Here is a 13632-nt window from a genome sequence, read left to right on the forward strand (position 1 = left end):
CACCTCTGCGCCACACTACGTAAGTGGCGACTAACGGAGTGAATGTGCTGAGTGCGCTCGCCGACCCCACCCGCCGCGCGGTCTTCGAAGCGCTGCCGCAGGGGCCGCGTTCGGTCAGCGAACTCGCAGCGACCATCGGCGTGACCAGTTCCGCGGTCTCCCAGCACCTCAAGGTCCTACGCGAGGCCCATCTGGTGATGATGCGGCCCGAGGGGAACCGCCGCCTCTACTCCCTGGATCCGCGGGGGCTGGCCGATGCCCGCGACTATCTCGAGCAGTTCTGGCCCAGTGCGATCGCCGCGTACTCCGCGGCACTGTCCACCGCACGCGCGGATCTGCCCGATCAACCGACGCGGCGATAGGCCTGCGGTGAGCGGCGATCCACGCCGGTGCCGGGCCACGGCCGCTTGCGCAGCTGCTTGTCGACCGCGTTGATCACCTCGGGCACCGCGATCTTCAGCAGTCCCGGATCGGGGGTGTTCGCCGACGCGTCCCCGACCGTGCCCGCCCACAGCACCGCGTGCCGACCCAGCAGGTGTGGCGGCGGCCCGCTGCGGCTGGGCGGCGTCGGACCGAACAGCAACACCGTGCGGGTGCCGAACGCGGTGGCCAGATGCGCCACGCCGGTATCCCCGCACACCACCAGTGCGGCCTCGGCGACCGTGGCGGCCAGTTCGATCAGGTTCTGCTGACCCGCGAGGACTCGCGCCGGTGAGAGTCCCGCGCGGGCGGCGACGCCCAGCGCCAGTTCGCGCTCGGTTTCATCGCCGGTCAGCACGACCTCGCGGCCCTGCACCAGCAGATGCCGTACGACCGCGGCGAACCGGTCCGCCGGCCAGCGCCGCGCGGGTGCGCCCGCGCCGATGTGCACGACCACGCAATCGCGATGGCTGGTGGTGGACACCGGCGGCACCAGGCCGAGATTGCGGCGATCGGCCGCGATGCCCTCGGAGTCCAGCAGATGGCACCAGCGGTCGACCTCGTGCATATCGGGCTGCCACCGTGGGCCGGGCAATTCCGGGAACGCCGCATTGCGATAGGTGAGGATGCGCGCGGGGCAGGTCTTGGTCAATTGTGTGAGGCTCTCGGCGCTTTCACCGTCCAGGTTGACCGCCAGTGCGGGAGTCTCACCGTCCCATCGCATTCCGATCGGCGCGAGGACGGGCAGCATCTCGTCGACCGAGGCGATCAGGTCCACGATGGGTTTGAGCCGAGGGGGCGCGGCCAGCACGATGTGATCGGCGGGCCGGGCTCGTCGCAGGGCGCGCAGCGCGGGGACAGCGGTGAGCAGATCACCCAGTCCGCGTGCCCGCAGCACGAGTACAACCGCCACCTGAGTTCTCCTAGCCGATAACACGTGTCCTGCCGGGAGGGCCCGCCGCACAGCCACGCGGGGGAACCACTGGGAGCGGATTACCCGGCTCGTAGGCGTGCGAAACCCCGTCGGGCGAATGTCCGAAAGGTCGGGAGTATGACGGATCGACGGAGCAAATGAGTACTACTGGCTGTCGTTGACGCGGGCCGATCAACTACCGTGTGCCCCATGACGTTCGTCTACAACCTTGTCGTCGTGACCCACCTGCTCGGTATGGCGGCGGTGGTCGGCGGCTACGTCGCCTCGCAGCCGCGCGTATCGGAACTCATGGTGTGGGGCGCTCGCGCGCAGCTCGTCACCGGCGTCGTGCTGGTCGGCATGGCCGAGTCGATCGATTCGCTCGGCAAGGACCCGAACATGCCCAAGATCATCACCAAACTGGTGATCGCGGTGCTGGTCGCGGCGTTCGCCGAAATGGGTCGCGCGGATGCCAAGCGCGGCAAGGCGCTCCCGTGGATGACGCACGCCGCGGGTGGACTCGCCATCCTCAATGTCTTCGTCGCGGCACTCTGGCACTGAGCCGAGTCGAACCGAGCCCACTCCCGCCCGGCCGAACGGTCATCGCACAGTCCGTGCGGTGACCGTTTCTCGTCGGCCGGGCCTGGGGTGCGAGTGTGCAGGGGATGCATGAATGTGGTGTGGCCGCAGGCGGTTTCGTGGGGTAGCGGCCGCGTCTCTGGGACCGGCGGTTCAGCTCGAGCGCGGCATGTACATGATCATGGTGACTCCGACGAGGCACACCGCCGCCCCGATCACGTCCCACCGATCCGGCCGGAACCCGTCCATCGCCATTCCCCATGCGAGCGACCCGGCCACGAACACCCCGCCGTAGGCGGCCAGGATCCTGCCGAAGTCGGCATCGGGTTGCAGCGTGGCCACGAACCCGTACACCCCCAGCGCGATCACCCCGGCCCCCATCCACCCCCAGCCGCGATGCTCCCGGACGCCCTGCCAGATCAGCCACGCGCCACCGATCTCGGCGACAGCGGCCAGTGCGAACAACACGATGGATCGGAGCACGGTCATGGAATCGAACCTTAAGGGGCCACCGCTGCGACCCCGGGGTGCACGCGTCCGTCCGGAGGCCGGTGCTCGCCCGCGCACCTCGCGTGCAGGGGTGGTCACGGCGTTGTCGCATCGGGCCGCGATCCTCGATGCCCGGATGCGATCGGCGTGCGGCCTCGGGCGGGCCGGCGCGCTACGCGATCGCCGGCGCCGCCTCGTGGCTGCTTACTCCTTTCTGTGATCAGCTCTCGAAGAGTTGCCGGCCGAGGTAGCCGCCCGGGCCGGGCACGCCCGGGGGGATGACGAAGACGGCCGAGCCGATCGGGGTGGTCCAGATGTTGAGAGCGTCGAATTCCGCCAATCGTTGCTGTACGGGCAGGAATTGGGTGTCGATATCGCGTTGGCAGGCCACGAACAACAGACCGGAATCGGAGATCTGGCCGGGAGCCGGTGGGTCGTCGTAGTTGTAGCCGCGGCGCAGGAAGCGTTCACCGTCGTGCCGGTGGTGCGCCCGCGCGATATGGGAGGAGGGTGGGATGACCGGGATGCCGTACTGGTCGACGGCCTGGAAATCGGGTTCGTCGAATTCCGCGGTGCCGCCCAGGGGCGCGCCGTCCGAGTCGCGACGGCCCAGGGTGATCGCGCGGGCTTCGGCATCGATCTCGTCCCAGGCGTCGAGTCTCATGGCGATGCGCCGCAACACCATTGACGTACCACCCGCGAGCCACGGTTGCGCGGCCCCGTCGTCCCAGACGAGCTGATCGAAATCGACCGTGTGCGGGGCGATATTGACGGTGCCGTCGACCTGGCCCATGAGATTGCGCATGGTCCGGCCCTTGGAGGCGTTGCGAAACCCGCGCTGCACCCAGCGCACCGACACCAGCGATCGCACGTCCTTGGACAGCACCCGCACCGCGTGCGCCACCGTGGTCGCCTCCCGCGCACCGATCTGCAGCAGTAGATCCGCGCCGGTATAGGCGGGATCGAGCTGATCGATGGGGAAGGCGGGCAGCGCGTGCAGCCACGACGGCCGTTTGTCCGGCAGCCCGGCGGCGGTGAACAGCCCCGGCCCGAATCCGACGGTGATGGTCAGACCAGCGGGCCGCCGGGCCAATTCCGGTTCGGTGTCGGCGAGGGCGGGCTCCCCCTGGGTGAGCCGCGCCGCGTCGTCGGTCCAGATGCCGAGGATGCCGATGATGTCCTCGCGGTCCGTTCCGGGCTTCAGATCGAAGCCGACGAACGTGGCGTACTCCTGCGGTTCGGTGTCGATCCCGGCCTGATGAGTTCCGTGGAACGGCGTCGTATCCAGGCCCGGATCGCTCCGGTTCTGCTCGTGCGAGGTGAGAGTGGCCGCACCCCAGCCGATTCCGGCCACCGCCGCGCCGCCGCCGAGCAGTCGGCGGCGCGAGAGCCGGGAGTGCGGTTGCGTGCGATCAGCCACCGTGCGCGGAGTTCTCGGGCGCGGGCTCGTACTTCTCTTTACCGCCCGCGAAATCGCGCACCTGTGCGGTGACGGTGATGGTCGATCCGTCCGAGAAGGTCAGGGTCAGGGGTGTGGACGCGCCGGTGCGCAGCGGCTGCTTCAGATCGATGAACATCAGGTGATCGGCGCCGGGGGCGAGCGTGGCCTTCCCGTGTGCGGGGATGGTCAGACCACCTGCCTTGGGGCGCATGGTCTTGTCGCCGCCGGGGGTGTCGGACACAACCTCGTGGATCTCGACCGTCGCCGAGGCCGGGCTGGTGGCGGCGACCAGCTGGACCGGCTGATCACCGGAATTCTGCAGGGTGCCGAACGTGGCGGACATGCCGCTGTCGGCGGCCTTGATCCACTGATCGCTCATCGTGACGGTGTCCGAGGCCTTGGAGTTGGAGGTCTTGCTGTTCGAGGTCGCGGAACTCGAATCGGCGGAACAGGCGACAGGCAGCATCGTCAGGGCGGCAATGGCGGCGGCAGCGCAGAGGCGGCGCGCACCACGGCGGCCGAAGAGGGTGTGAGACACGGAGACTCCGAATCGTCGGGGGAGGCAGGGGTGGACCCGGTGCGGCGTGCGGCTGATCGAACAGGGCGGATTCCGTACGCGGACAGCGCGATTCGAGACGTCGATACGAGATCGAGCGACGAACGACACCGTCGGCGGCGTACCTCGGTGTCGGGTGCGCACCACGGGTGCGCGCGGAGACCGGGAAGAACGCGTCTGGAACGAGAGCAGCTACGCCGGAGCGGGGTGAGTGAGAAGCAGACCTGCCCGGCCGGGTGGCCCGCGCCGTCCGATCCCCGAACTCACCAGCAGTCGCCGTACGGCGATCCGATCCTCGGTCGTGACGATCCGTGCGGGTCCGTGTGCTGGCATCGGGGCGACCCACGCGAGCACGAATCGGCACACGCTCGTGATCGCCCGCCGCATTCCGGTCTCGGCCGCGCGAATGACCGTCGCGCCCACCGGTATCGCGACCAGATGCGCCGCCAGCATGCCCGAGCCCGCGACGGGATGGTGGTGCCCGGGCGCGATCGAGAGCGCGAGATGTCCGATGGTCTGACCGACGGCCAGCAGGCCCATCATCCAGCTCAGACCGTGACGTGTCCGGAAGGAGGCGGCCGGTACCCCGACCATCGCGCACGCGGCGACCAACAGCGCCAATGCCGTACCGCTGGGAAACGCGGTTCCGCCACCGGCCGCGTGCGCGAAGACCGCTACCGCTCCGGACGCCGCACCGACGGCGGCCCCGCGCAGGGGCGCGGTGTGATCCGTCGGTGAGCGCACCGGGTAATGCTACGACGACGTGTAGTCGTGCACGTGTGCAGGTGGTATGACCGCGTCTCCACAACATCTTCACAATCGGCGCGAACCATCTCCACTCCGACTGCATAGGGTTCCCACCATGGAACTCAGCCAGCAGCGCACCGCGCGGCGCATTCTCGTGGTCGAGGACGAGCCGACGATCGCCGAGTCCATCGCCGCGCGGCTGCGCGCGGAGGGGTTCACCGTGGACCTGGCGCACGACGGCCCGGCCGCCGTGCGCGCCGCCGCGGGGATCGAGCCGGATCTGGTGGTGCTGGATGTGATGCTGCCCGGCTTCGACGGGCTCGAGGTGTGCCGCCGGATCCAGGCCACCCGTCCGGTGCCGGTGCTCATGCTCACCGCCCGCACCGACGAGACCGACATGCTGGTCGGCCTCGGAGTGGGAGCGGACGACTACCTCACCAAACCGTTCTCGATGCGGGTGCTGACCGCCCGCGTGCACGCGCTGCTGCGCCGGGTCGATCGCAGCAGCGCCCCGGGCGCCACGCTCGTGGTCGGTGATCTGCGAATCGACACCGATCAGCGCCGGGTGTGGCGGGCGGACGCGGAAACCCAGCTCACCCCACTCGAATTCGAGCTCCTGGTGCATCTGGCCCGCCGCCCGCGCACCGTGCTGGCCCGGGAACGACTGCTCAGCGAGGTGTGGGGGTGGGCGGACGCGTCCGGCACGCGCGCGGTCGACAGTCATATCAAGGCGCTGCGCCGCAAGCTCGGTGCGGACCTCATCCGCACCGTGCACGGTGTCGGATACGCGCTGGAGGCGAGATGAACACCGACCGCGATATCGAGGACGGCAAACCCGCCTGGCGGATCACCGCCCGCCGATATGTGAATCTGCTGCCGCGCCCGCTGGATCGGGTGCCTTCGATCAAGGCCAAGCTGGCGCTGCTCATGGTCGGTTCGGGTGCGGTGGCGTTCGGGTTCTTCGCGCTGCGGATCGGCTGGCTCCCGCCGCGCACCACCATCGCGGCCATGCTGATCGCCCTGGTGACCTCGCAGTTCCTCGGGCACGGCATGACCCTGCCGCTGCGGGATATGACCGCGGCCGCCAAACGCATGGCCCACGGCGACTATTCGCGCCGGGTGCGCGCCACCTCCCGTGACGAGGTCGGCCAGCTGGCGGAGGCGTTCAATCAGATGGCCGCGGACCTGGCCGCCGCCGATCAGCAGCGCCGCGATTTCATCGCGAACGTCTCGCACGAATTGCGCACGCCCATCACGGCTCTGGGCGCGGTGCTGGAGAACCTGGTGGACGGCGTCTCCGAGCCGGACCCGGTGACCCTGCGCACCGCCCTGGCGCAGACCGAACGCCTGAGCCTGCTGGTCTCGGAACTACTGGCCCTGTCGAGCATCGAGGCCGGCGCGGTGCGCCTGGATCTGGAATCGGTTCTGCTGGAACCACTTCTGAAGGAGGTGGTTGCCGAGGCCGAGGTGATGGCCGCCGCGGTGGATCGCCCGGTGCGCTTCACGATCACCGCCCCCGACACCACCGTGCGGGCCGATCGTGCCCGCCTGCACCAGGTTCTGCTCAACCTGCTGGACAACGCCACCCGGCACGGCCCCGCACACGGTGAGGTCCGGATCCACGTCACGACCGTGCGCGCGGGCACCGTCATCGAGGTGCAGGACGACGGGCCCGGCATCCCGCCCGCCGAGCGCGCCCGGGTCTTCGAACGCTTCTCTCGCGGCGGCCGCCCCACCACCGGCGGCACCGGTCTGGGGCTGGCCATCGCGCGCTGGATCGTCGAACTGCACGGCGGCACGATCGCGATCACCGATCCCGGCTCCCGAATCCGAGTCACGCTGCCCACCTGACGGATCGGCCGCGTCGCCGAACCGAATCCCGAACCCCGATCGACACCCCGAGGAGCAGGTGCTCCCGGGTTCCCGCACACCCATGTGGAGGTCCGAATGCCCACGACGCCCACCCCCGGCCCGCTCGCGGTCTGGTCCGCCGTCCCCCCGCCGCCACGACCACCGCGGCCCCCCGACCTCGGCGATCTACTGCCCGCCTCGGCCCTGTTGCCTCCGCTGTCCGCGATGCCTGTGCCCCGCTCCCGGCGCGTGCCCCTGCCGCGGGCGGTCCTACCGGCGATCGCGGTCTCCGGCGTGGGGGCCGTCGTCCTGATCCCGACCGATCGCCCCGGCATCGGGTGGTTCCTCGCGGGCCTCGCGAGCACGGCCGCCATCTACACCGCCGATCGCCGGGCCCGATGGACCTCAGCCGTCACCCCGGCGGATGAGGATTCGGGCGGCCTGTCGAAAGACCCGACCGCAGCACCGATGACCGCGACGGGTCCGGTCGTAGCGGACGACGACGGTCATACCACTGTCGCCGGTACGGATTCCGCCGACCATCGTGCCGCTGCGTCCGGTGCTCCCCGGGCCGCGAACCACACAGCACGGGCCGAGAAAGCCTGCACCGCAACAGAATCGGACCCAGCTGTCCCTTCCGGTGCGAGTCCGGGCTCGGTGACCGCGGTCGAGGGGTCCGCGGTCACCGAACCCGGCCGACCCGAGGTGGCCGATGCCGAGGCCTCGGGTTCGAGTGCGAGTAGTGCGCCCCGGACCCCGGCCACGGATGACTCCGCAAGCACCGAACACGGCATCCCCGCGCCGGGCGGCAGCGAACCGGTCACCGAAACCGGCTCGGCGACAAACGAACTCGGTGCGAGCCTGGTGAATCCGACGCTGGAGTCCGAGAGCCCTGCGCCGCGTGCGCCGCACGAGGAGGTGGGTGCCGCGCCCGCGGACCGGCGTCCCGCAGCCGTCGAGCCGCACGAGAGCGCGGAGAAGACCCCTGCCACCGGTGCAGCGGACCGCGCGTCGACGAGCGATCCGGACAACGCTGCGCAGTCAGACGATCGGTCGGACGAGTCCGCCGCGGCCGGTATCTCGGGGAGTGACGCCGGCCGGTGGCGGACATGGGGTCGCGTGTTCTGGATCGGGATGGCGCTCGGGCTGCTGGGTGTGGGCGCGGTACGGGCCGCGCCGTGGCTTTTCGTCCTGTGTGTGCTCGGCGCCGCGGTGGCCGGTTCGTTCGCGGTCGTGGCTCGCCGGTCCGTTCACGGTGCGCTGTTCGACGCGATAGCGGTACCGGTGATGGCCGCGCAAACGGTGCCGTGGCTGTACAGGGGCCTCGAGCGGATCCGGCTGCGGCGGGGCGGTGCACGCGAGCGGGTGTGGCTGTCGCTGGGCGTGACCGTGCTGCTGCTGATGATGATCGTGCCGCTGCTGGCGGGCGCGGACGCGGTGTTCGCACAACTGGTGGACGGGTTGATCCCGACCGTGAACGGGAAGACCGTGAGCCGCTGGGCCGTGGTGTTCCTGGTGGCCGGACTCGGCACGGCCGGTGCGCTGTATCTGCTGGCGGGACCGCTCGCCGCAGCGGAAGTCCATGGAGTGCACCAGAATTCGAGCACGACGCGCGCGGGTCGCTTCTCGCGCCTGGAGTGGGGCCTGCCGATGGCGGCTCTGACCCTGGTGTTCGCGGTGTTCATGGCCACTCAGCTCGCGGTCCTGTTCGGTGGCGACGACTACGTGCAGCGCACCGCCGCGCTCACCTATGCCGAGTACGCGCGCAACGGTTTCGCGCAGTTGTCGATCGTCAGCATGCTGACCCTCGCGGTGATCGCGATCGTGCAGCGCTATGCCGCCCAGGAGTCGGCGGGGGACCGGCGATGGTTGCGGATCGCGGTGAGCGTGGTGAGCGTGCTGGTGCTGGTCATCGTGGCCTCGGCGCTGCAGCGGATGTGGCTCTACCAGCAGGCGTACGGCTTCACCGTGCTGCGGCTGCTGGTCGAGGTGTTCGAGCTGTGGATCGCGGGTGTGTACGTGCTGGTGCTCGCGAGCCTGGTCGAGCTGCGGCGCGGTTGGGTGCCGCGCGCGGCCGCCGGTACCGCGGCGGTGACGCTGCTGGCGGTGGCGCTGCTGAATCCCGAGCGTTTCGTGGCGGACCGCAATATCGACCGCTGGCAGTCGGAAGGCAAGCTGGACACCGGGTATCTGGACTCGTTGTCACCGGATGCGCTGCCGGCCCTGGAACGCCTGCCGGAGACTCAGCGCGAGGAGATCGCGGTCCGTATCCGCGCGGCGATCGAGGACGACACCTGGCAGGGCTGGAACCTCTCGCGCTCGTCCGGTCGCCGCTGAGGCGGCGCCGTCCGCGTCGGTCCCTCAGTGTCGGTGCCTCAGCGTCCGGGCCGTTCGAGTCAGGACCGTCCGCGCTGTTCGGCGAGCAGCGCGGCCACCTGGCCGATGAGGTCGTACGGAATCGGTGCGTCGAGCGGGAACTTCAGCGTTCCCCGTCCGGACCGATACGGCGCGATCTGGGCCTCGAGGTCGGAATCCTCGGCCGGGCTCGGATAGATGCTCACGTGTTTTTTCCACCCGGCGAACCCGACCACAGACTTGCCGCCCACCTGAATGGTCGGCATGTCGTAGCTGATCGTCTCGGTGCCGTCCGGGACGCTCGCGTGGATCGCGGCCCGCATTCCCGCCAGTACGTCCTGCACCACGGGCGCGAATCCCGCGATGTACTCGTCGACTGTCCTCACACCGGCCATGGCTGCCCTTCGGAAACGGTCGAATCACACGACACGAGAGATGCCCTGACCGTACCGAAACCGAACCCGTGTGACCGCACGATCGAGTGATGTGTCGTCGGGGACGGGACTGACCGGGGGAGCCCCGCGTGTGCGTCGCCCGTGGTGGCTCGTCCGGTCGGCGCTGCGCCGGGTGCGAGCCGGTTCCGCCCCACTCGAACATGCCGGGCGACGGGTGCGCGACAGTGAGCTGTGTCTCGACGGCGGTGGCGAGACGGTGTCGTTCGGTGATGCCGAGTGGGGTGACACCGGTGATGGCATTTGCCATCGGGTAACCGACCCGTATTCATGGTGGCGTCACCCCCTGCGCGGGGAATCGGTATTTCTCGGTATCTTCGCCGCCGCACTACCGAGGAATCCCGGCGGCTGAGCCCATCGAGCGGCGTATGGCCCGCTCGGCCCGGAGCCTTCCTGCCCGGATAGGCGAGGATTGTCGCGTGGGTGAACAGAAAGATCGCATGCTGCGCGGGGACCTCTATCGGGACGACGATCCAGAACTGGTCGCCGAGCGCCGCCGCTGCGGGCGGCTGCTGGACACGTTCAACGCCACCGCGTCCGACCAGGACGCCCAGCGCCGCGCCGTGCTCGAGGAGCTGCTCGGCGACATCGGTGAGGGCTCGTGGATCATGCCACGTTTCCAATGCGACTACGGGTATCTGATCCGCTTGGGCCGCAACAGTTTCCTGAACTACGACGCCATCGTCATGGACTGTGCGCCCGTCACGATCGGCGATGACGTCTCCATCGGGCCGCGGGCGCAATTGCTGACCGCGTTGCATCCCGTGCGGGATCACGCGCTGCGCCGGGAACGGTGGGAGACCGCCGCCCCGATCACCATCGGCGACAATGTCTGGCTCGGCGGGGGAGTCATCGTCTGCCCCGGTGTCACCATCGGCGCACACACCGTCGTGGGCGCGGGCAGCGTGGTGACCCGTGATCTTCCCGAGAAGGTGTTCGCCGCGGGAAACCCCGCACGGGTGATCGAGACGCTTTGACCGCCCCATGCTCGGCGGCCCATGTACCGGCGGTGCGAATCAGCCGGAAAGCCCGGTCGATTCGGCGCACGCGATATGCAATCGGCGTGCGGCCGCGTCATCCTGGGCCGCCGCCGTCGGCGCTTTCACCCGATTGCGCTGGAAATAGCAGCCCGACACCGCCGAGACATCGGGATCGGTGGCGAGATAGGTGAGCGCGCGTGCCCCCTCCTCGGGCGAGATCATGAACAGTTTCTTCCCGAGAGCCAATGCCGGGCGCGTGAATCGGGGAGCCGCGTCCCAGATGTTCGTGGCGACCGCGCCGGGATGAAAAGCATTGGCGGTCACGCCCGTTCCCTGTAGCCGCCGGGCCAGGTCACGCACGTAGAGAATGTTCGCGAGCTTGGCCCGGCCGTACGCGGCGTTGGGGGTGTATCCGTGCCGGAATCCCAGATCCTCGGTATCGAGTGTCGCGCCGTAGTGCATGACCGAGGAGGTGAAGAGAATGCGCGCGGGGGTCGAACGAATCAGTAGATCGAGCAGCAATTCGGTGAGCAGGAATCCGCCGAGATGATTGACCGCGAACGTGGTCTCGATGCCATCGGTGGTTTCGGTGCGGCGCATGGTGAATCCGCCCGCATTGTTGGCGAGCACATCGATCCGCTCGTGCTCGGCGCGCACCCGGTGCGCGAGTTGCCGCACCGATGCCTGCGATCCGATATCGCACAGGTAGGTGTCGACCGCCGAGGCGCCGGCCGCGCGCACCTGATCGGCGGCTGCGGCGAGTTTGCCGGTATCGCGTCCGACCAGGACGAGTCGGTGTCCGTCGGCCGCCAATTGCCGTGCCGCGGCCAGACCGATTCCCGATGTGGCCCCGGTGATCAGCATGGTTTTCATGCCCGGCGAGCCTGCCATACCGGCGCGGCGCTGTCCTGTCGTGGCGAGAGCCGCCGACAGCGTGCGCAGTTGTCGTGCTGGATGCCCGTCGCTGCCACGCCACCCGAGGGCGTGCCACCGAGCGTGCCGCGGAAATTACCTGACGGGTAATCGTTCTGCTCGCGCCCGATTCGTACGATCGAGACATGCGTACACAGACGGCCGGGGATCTGCTGCGGCATTGGCGAGTGACCCGGCGACTCAGCCAGCTGGAACTGGCGGGCCGCGCCGAGACCTCCACCCGGCACCTGAGCTTCATCGAGACCGGGCGCGCCACGCCCAGCCGTCAGATGATCCTGCACCTGTCCGAGGAGCTGGAAATTCCGCTGCGAGAACGCAATCGGATGCTGCTGGCCGCGGGCTACGCGCCCGTCTACGCCGAACCCTCGCTCGACACCCCGGAGATGGAACCCGTGCGCAGCGCCATCCGCCAGATCCTGGCCGGGCACGAACCCCATCCGGCCCTGGCGGTCGACGCGGGCTGGAACATGGTCGACGCCAATGCCGGAATCGCCCTGTTCCTCGAGGGTGTGGACCCGCGCCTGCTCGTCGCGCCGGTCAATGTCCTGCGCCTGAGCCTGCATCCCGACGGCCTGGCCGGCCGGATCGTCAATCTTCCCGAATGGCGCGGACACCTTTTCGAGCGGTTACAGCGGCAGATCGACGCGAGCGGCGCCCCCGAACTGATCGCTCTGCTGAAGGAGTTGCGCGAGTACCCCGGCGGTGAGGAGTTGCCCGGCCTGCCCGAGCCCGACCAGGCCGTCGTTCCGCTCCGCATCCGGATCCAGGACAGGGAGCTCGCGTTCATCAGTGTCACCACGGTATTCGGCACGCCGATGAACGTGACCGTCGCGGAACTGGCGATCGAAGCCTTCTTCCCCGCCGACGCGGCCACCGCGTCGCTGCTTCGCGAACGAATCGCCGTCGTCGCGGATTAACGTGTTCCCGATGGACGTGAGCGTGCACCTGGCCGACCTGCTCGGCGAGCCGATAGCACGACTCGAGCGCATCGGTGACAACCACGCGTGGTCGGTGTTTCGAGCTGAAACCGGTTCCGCGCGTGCGGTGTTCGTGAAAGCCAGGCGCACGCCGGACGCGCACGGAAAGGGTGTTTTCGCCGCGGAGGCCGCGGGCCTGCGCTGGCTCGCGGACGGGCACGAATCCCTCGTCGCGCCGGTGCTCGCCGTCGACGAGCGAATGCTGGTGCTGCCGTGGCTGGTCCAGAGTTCCCCGACGGCGGACGCGGCGGATCGATTCGGCCGTGAGCTGGCCGCGCTGCACGCGCACACACCGGGGTCCTACGGTGCGCCGTGGCCCGGCTACATCGCCGAACTGCCCCTGGACAATTCATCGAGCACGGGGGAGTGGGGCCGCTGGTACGCGGAACGTCGTCTCGCGCCGTATCTGGCTACCGCCGCGCCGGTACTCGGTGCCGACGGAGTCCGGCTGATCGAGCGCGTCATCGACCGCATCGGTGACCTCGCCGGGCCCGGCGAGCCGCCTGCTCGCATCCACGGTGACCTGTGGTCGGGCAACGTGCTCTGGACCGGAGATCGCGCCGTGCTGGTGGATCCTGCGGCGCACGGCGGGCATCGGGAAACCGATCTGGCCATGCTCGCGCTCTTCGGTGTGCCGTTCCTGGACCGGATTCTCGGGTCCTATCGGGAGCTCGTGCCGCCGGCTTCGGGCTGGCGGCAACGCATTCCGCTGCATCAGCTGCACCCTCTGCTGGTGCATGTGGTGCTGTTCGGCGGCTCGTATCGGGGATGGCCTTGGCCGCAGCGACCGCTGCGCTGGCGCAGTAGGAGCTCCGAGAATCAGCTGCAGAAGGGGCAAGTGGCACACCGTCGATGTATTTCATATGTACATGACGCTATGCGCATCTACGCATGTGTACCCAAATTGTGTTGAAACCGTCAAGGATAGAAAAGGAAGGA

The 13632-nt window shown here is 69.1% G+C and carries 15 protein-coding genes; 8 read left to right on the forward strand and 7 right to left on the reverse strand.

Going from position 1 to position 13632, the window contains the following annotated elements; all coding sequences use genetic code 11:
* Positions 1–23 precede the first annotated feature (23 nt).
* Entirely contained in the window at positions 24–362 is a 339-nt protein-coding gene (locus tag NJ1_RS02350) for an ArsR/SmtB family transcription factor (protein WP_067686650.1), read from the forward strand.
* Here the strand turns inward: NJ1_RS02350 and NJ1_RS02355 are convergent.
* Entirely contained in the window at positions 344–1333 is a 990-nt protein-coding gene (locus NJ1_RS02355; protein ID WP_067686653.1) for a glycosyltransferase family 9 protein, read from the reverse strand. The genes NJ1_RS02350 and NJ1_RS02355 overlap by 19 nt on opposite strands.
* Before the next feature lie 210 nt (positions 1334–1543).
* On the opposite strand from NJ1_RS02355, the gene NJ1_RS02360 reads away from it, so the two are divergent.
* A complete protein-coding gene (locus NJ1_RS02360; RefSeq protein WP_067686655.1) occupies positions 1544–1894 on the forward strand; it encodes a hypothetical protein in 351 nt (116 codons plus the stop codon).
* Between the two features lie 171 nt (positions 1895–2065).
* Here NJ1_RS02360 and NJ1_RS02365 read toward each other — a convergent pair whose 3' ends face one another.
* The 4 genes from NJ1_RS02365 to NJ1_RS02380 all read right to left on the reverse strand — a co-directional run bounded on the left by NJ1_RS02365 (position 2066) and on the right by NJ1_RS02380 (position 5142).
* Complete coding sequence (locus NJ1_RS02365) at positions 2066–2401, reverse strand: YnfA family protein (RefSeq protein ID WP_067686656.1); 336 nt, start codon at positions 2399–2401, stop codon at positions 2066–2068.
* 220 nt (positions 2402–2621) lie between these two features.
* A complete protein-coding gene (locus NJ1_RS02370) occupies positions 2622–3821 on the reverse strand; it encodes a Dyp-type peroxidase (RefSeq protein ID WP_067686658.1) in 1200 nt (399 codons plus the stop codon).
* On the reverse strand, positions 3814–4308 hold the full coding sequence (locus NJ1_RS02375; protein ID WP_067686943.1) for a copper chaperone PCu(A)C: 495 nt from the start codon (positions 4306–4308) through the stop codon (positions 3814–3816). Before NJ1_RS02375 ends, NJ1_RS02370 begins: the two co-directional genes overlap by 8 nt.
* Positions 4309–4590: 282 nt before the next feature.
* Positions 4591–5142, reverse strand: a complete 552-nt coding sequence (locus NJ1_RS02380) for a hypothetical protein (RefSeq protein WP_067686660.1) — start codon at positions 5140–5142, stop codon at positions 4591–4593.
* A gap of 118 nt (positions 5143–5260) precedes the next feature.
* Here NJ1_RS02380 and NJ1_RS02385 point away from each other — a divergent pair, with 118 nt between their 5' ends.
* From NJ1_RS02385 to NJ1_RS40325, 3 genes are all read left to right on the forward strand, one after another.
* On the forward strand, positions 5261–5950 hold the full coding sequence (locus NJ1_RS02385) for a response regulator (RefSeq protein ID WP_157573694.1): 690 nt from the start codon (positions 5261–5263) through the stop codon (positions 5948–5950).
* Positions 5947–6996 (forward strand): HAMP domain-containing sensor histidine kinase, encoded by a 1050-nt coding sequence (locus NJ1_RS02390; protein WP_084477649.1) that lies wholly within the window; start codon positions 5947–5949, stop codon positions 6994–6996. The genes NJ1_RS02385 and NJ1_RS02390 overlap by 4 nt, the downstream gene beginning before the upstream one ends.
* Before the next feature lie 96 nt (positions 6997–7092).
* Positions 7093–9333 carry a DUF4153 domain-containing protein gene (locus NJ1_RS40325; protein WP_245717177.1) on the forward strand — a complete coding sequence of 747 codons (2241 nt, stop codon included), beginning with the start codon at positions 7093–7095 and terminating at the stop codon, positions 9331–9333.
* 59 nt (positions 9334–9392) lie between these two features.
* Here the strand turns inward: NJ1_RS40325 and NJ1_RS02400 are convergent, their stop codons facing one another.
* On the reverse strand, positions 9393–9737 hold the full coding sequence (locus NJ1_RS02400) for an iron chaperone (protein WP_422615728.1): 345 nt from the start codon (positions 9735–9737) through the stop codon (positions 9393–9395).
* A 485-nt stretch (positions 9738–10222) separates the two neighbouring features.
* Between NJ1_RS02400 and NJ1_RS02405 the strand changes: the two genes are divergently transcribed.
* Positions 10223–10780, forward strand: coding sequence for a sugar O-acetyltransferase (locus NJ1_RS02405; RefSeq protein WP_067686664.1), 558 nt, complete (start codon positions 10223–10225; stop codon positions 10778–10780).
* Positions 10781–10819: 39 nt separating this feature from the next.
* On the opposite strand, the gene NJ1_RS02410 is transcribed toward NJ1_RS02405, so the two are convergent.
* Entirely contained in the window at positions 10820–11656 is an 837-nt protein-coding gene (locus tag NJ1_RS02410; protein ID WP_084477650.1) for an SDR family NAD(P)-dependent oxidoreductase, read from the reverse strand.
* A gap of 185 nt (positions 11657–11841) precedes the next feature.
* Here NJ1_RS02410 and NJ1_RS02415 point away from each other — a divergent pair, with 185 nt between their 5' ends.
* Both NJ1_RS02415 and NJ1_RS02420 read left to right on the forward strand, forming a co-directional pair.
* Positions 11842–12633, forward strand: a complete 792-nt coding sequence (locus tag NJ1_RS02415) for a helix-turn-helix domain-containing protein (protein WP_067686668.1) — start codon at positions 11842–11844, stop codon at positions 12631–12633.
* 10 nt (positions 12634–12643) lie between these two features.
* Complete coding sequence (locus tag NJ1_RS02420) at positions 12644–13606, forward strand: fructosamine kinase family protein (protein WP_157573695.1); 963 nt, start codon at positions 12644–12646, stop codon at positions 13604–13606.
* The last annotated feature ends 26 nt before the right edge of the window (positions 13607–13632 follow it).

The organism is Nocardia jejuensis NBRC 103114, from assembly GCF_001613145.1.
GTDB lineage: Bacteria > Actinomycetota > Actinomycetes > Mycobacteriales > Mycobacteriaceae > Nocardia > Nocardia jejuensis.

What these genes read in the sequence shown, in the direction of transcription:
- NJ1_RS02415 (WP_067686668.1), top strand. Translation starts at nt 11,842, where the DNA reads ATGCGTACACAGACGGCCGGGGATCTGCTGCGGCATTGGCGAGTGACC.
- NJ1_RS02365 (WP_067686656.1), bottom strand. Translation starts at nt 2,401, where the DNA reads ATGACCGTGCTCCGATCCATCGTGTTGTTCGCACTGGCCGCTGTCGCC.
- NJ1_RS02360 (WP_067686655.1), top strand. Translation starts at nt 1,544, where the DNA reads ATGACGTTCGTCTACAACCTTGTCGTCGTGACCCACCTGCTCGGTATG.
- NJ1_RS02390 (WP_084477649.1), top strand. Translation starts at nt 5,947, where the DNA reads ATGAACACCGACCGCGATATCGAGGACGGCAAACCCGCCTGGCGGATC.
- NJ1_RS02385 (WP_157573694.1), top strand. Translation starts at nt 5,261, where the DNA reads ATGGAACTCAGCCAGCAGCGCACCGCGCGGCGCATTCTCGTGGTCGAG.
- NJ1_RS02410 (WP_084477650.1), bottom strand. Translation starts at nt 11,656, where the DNA reads ATGAAAACCATGCTGATCACCGGGGCCACATCGGGAATCGGTCTGGCC.
- NJ1_RS40325 (WP_245717177.1), top strand. Translation starts at nt 7,093, where the DNA reads ATGCCCACGACGCCCACCCCCGGCCCGCTCGCGGTCTGGTCCGCCGTC.
- NJ1_RS02420 (WP_157573695.1), top strand. Translation starts at nt 12,644, where the DNA reads ATGGACGTGAGCGTGCACCTGGCCGACCTGCTCGGCGAGCCGATAGCA.
- NJ1_RS02375 (WP_067686943.1), bottom strand. Translation starts at nt 4,308, where the DNA reads ATGCTGCCTGTCGCCTGTTCCGCCGATTCGAGTTCCGCGACCTCGAAC.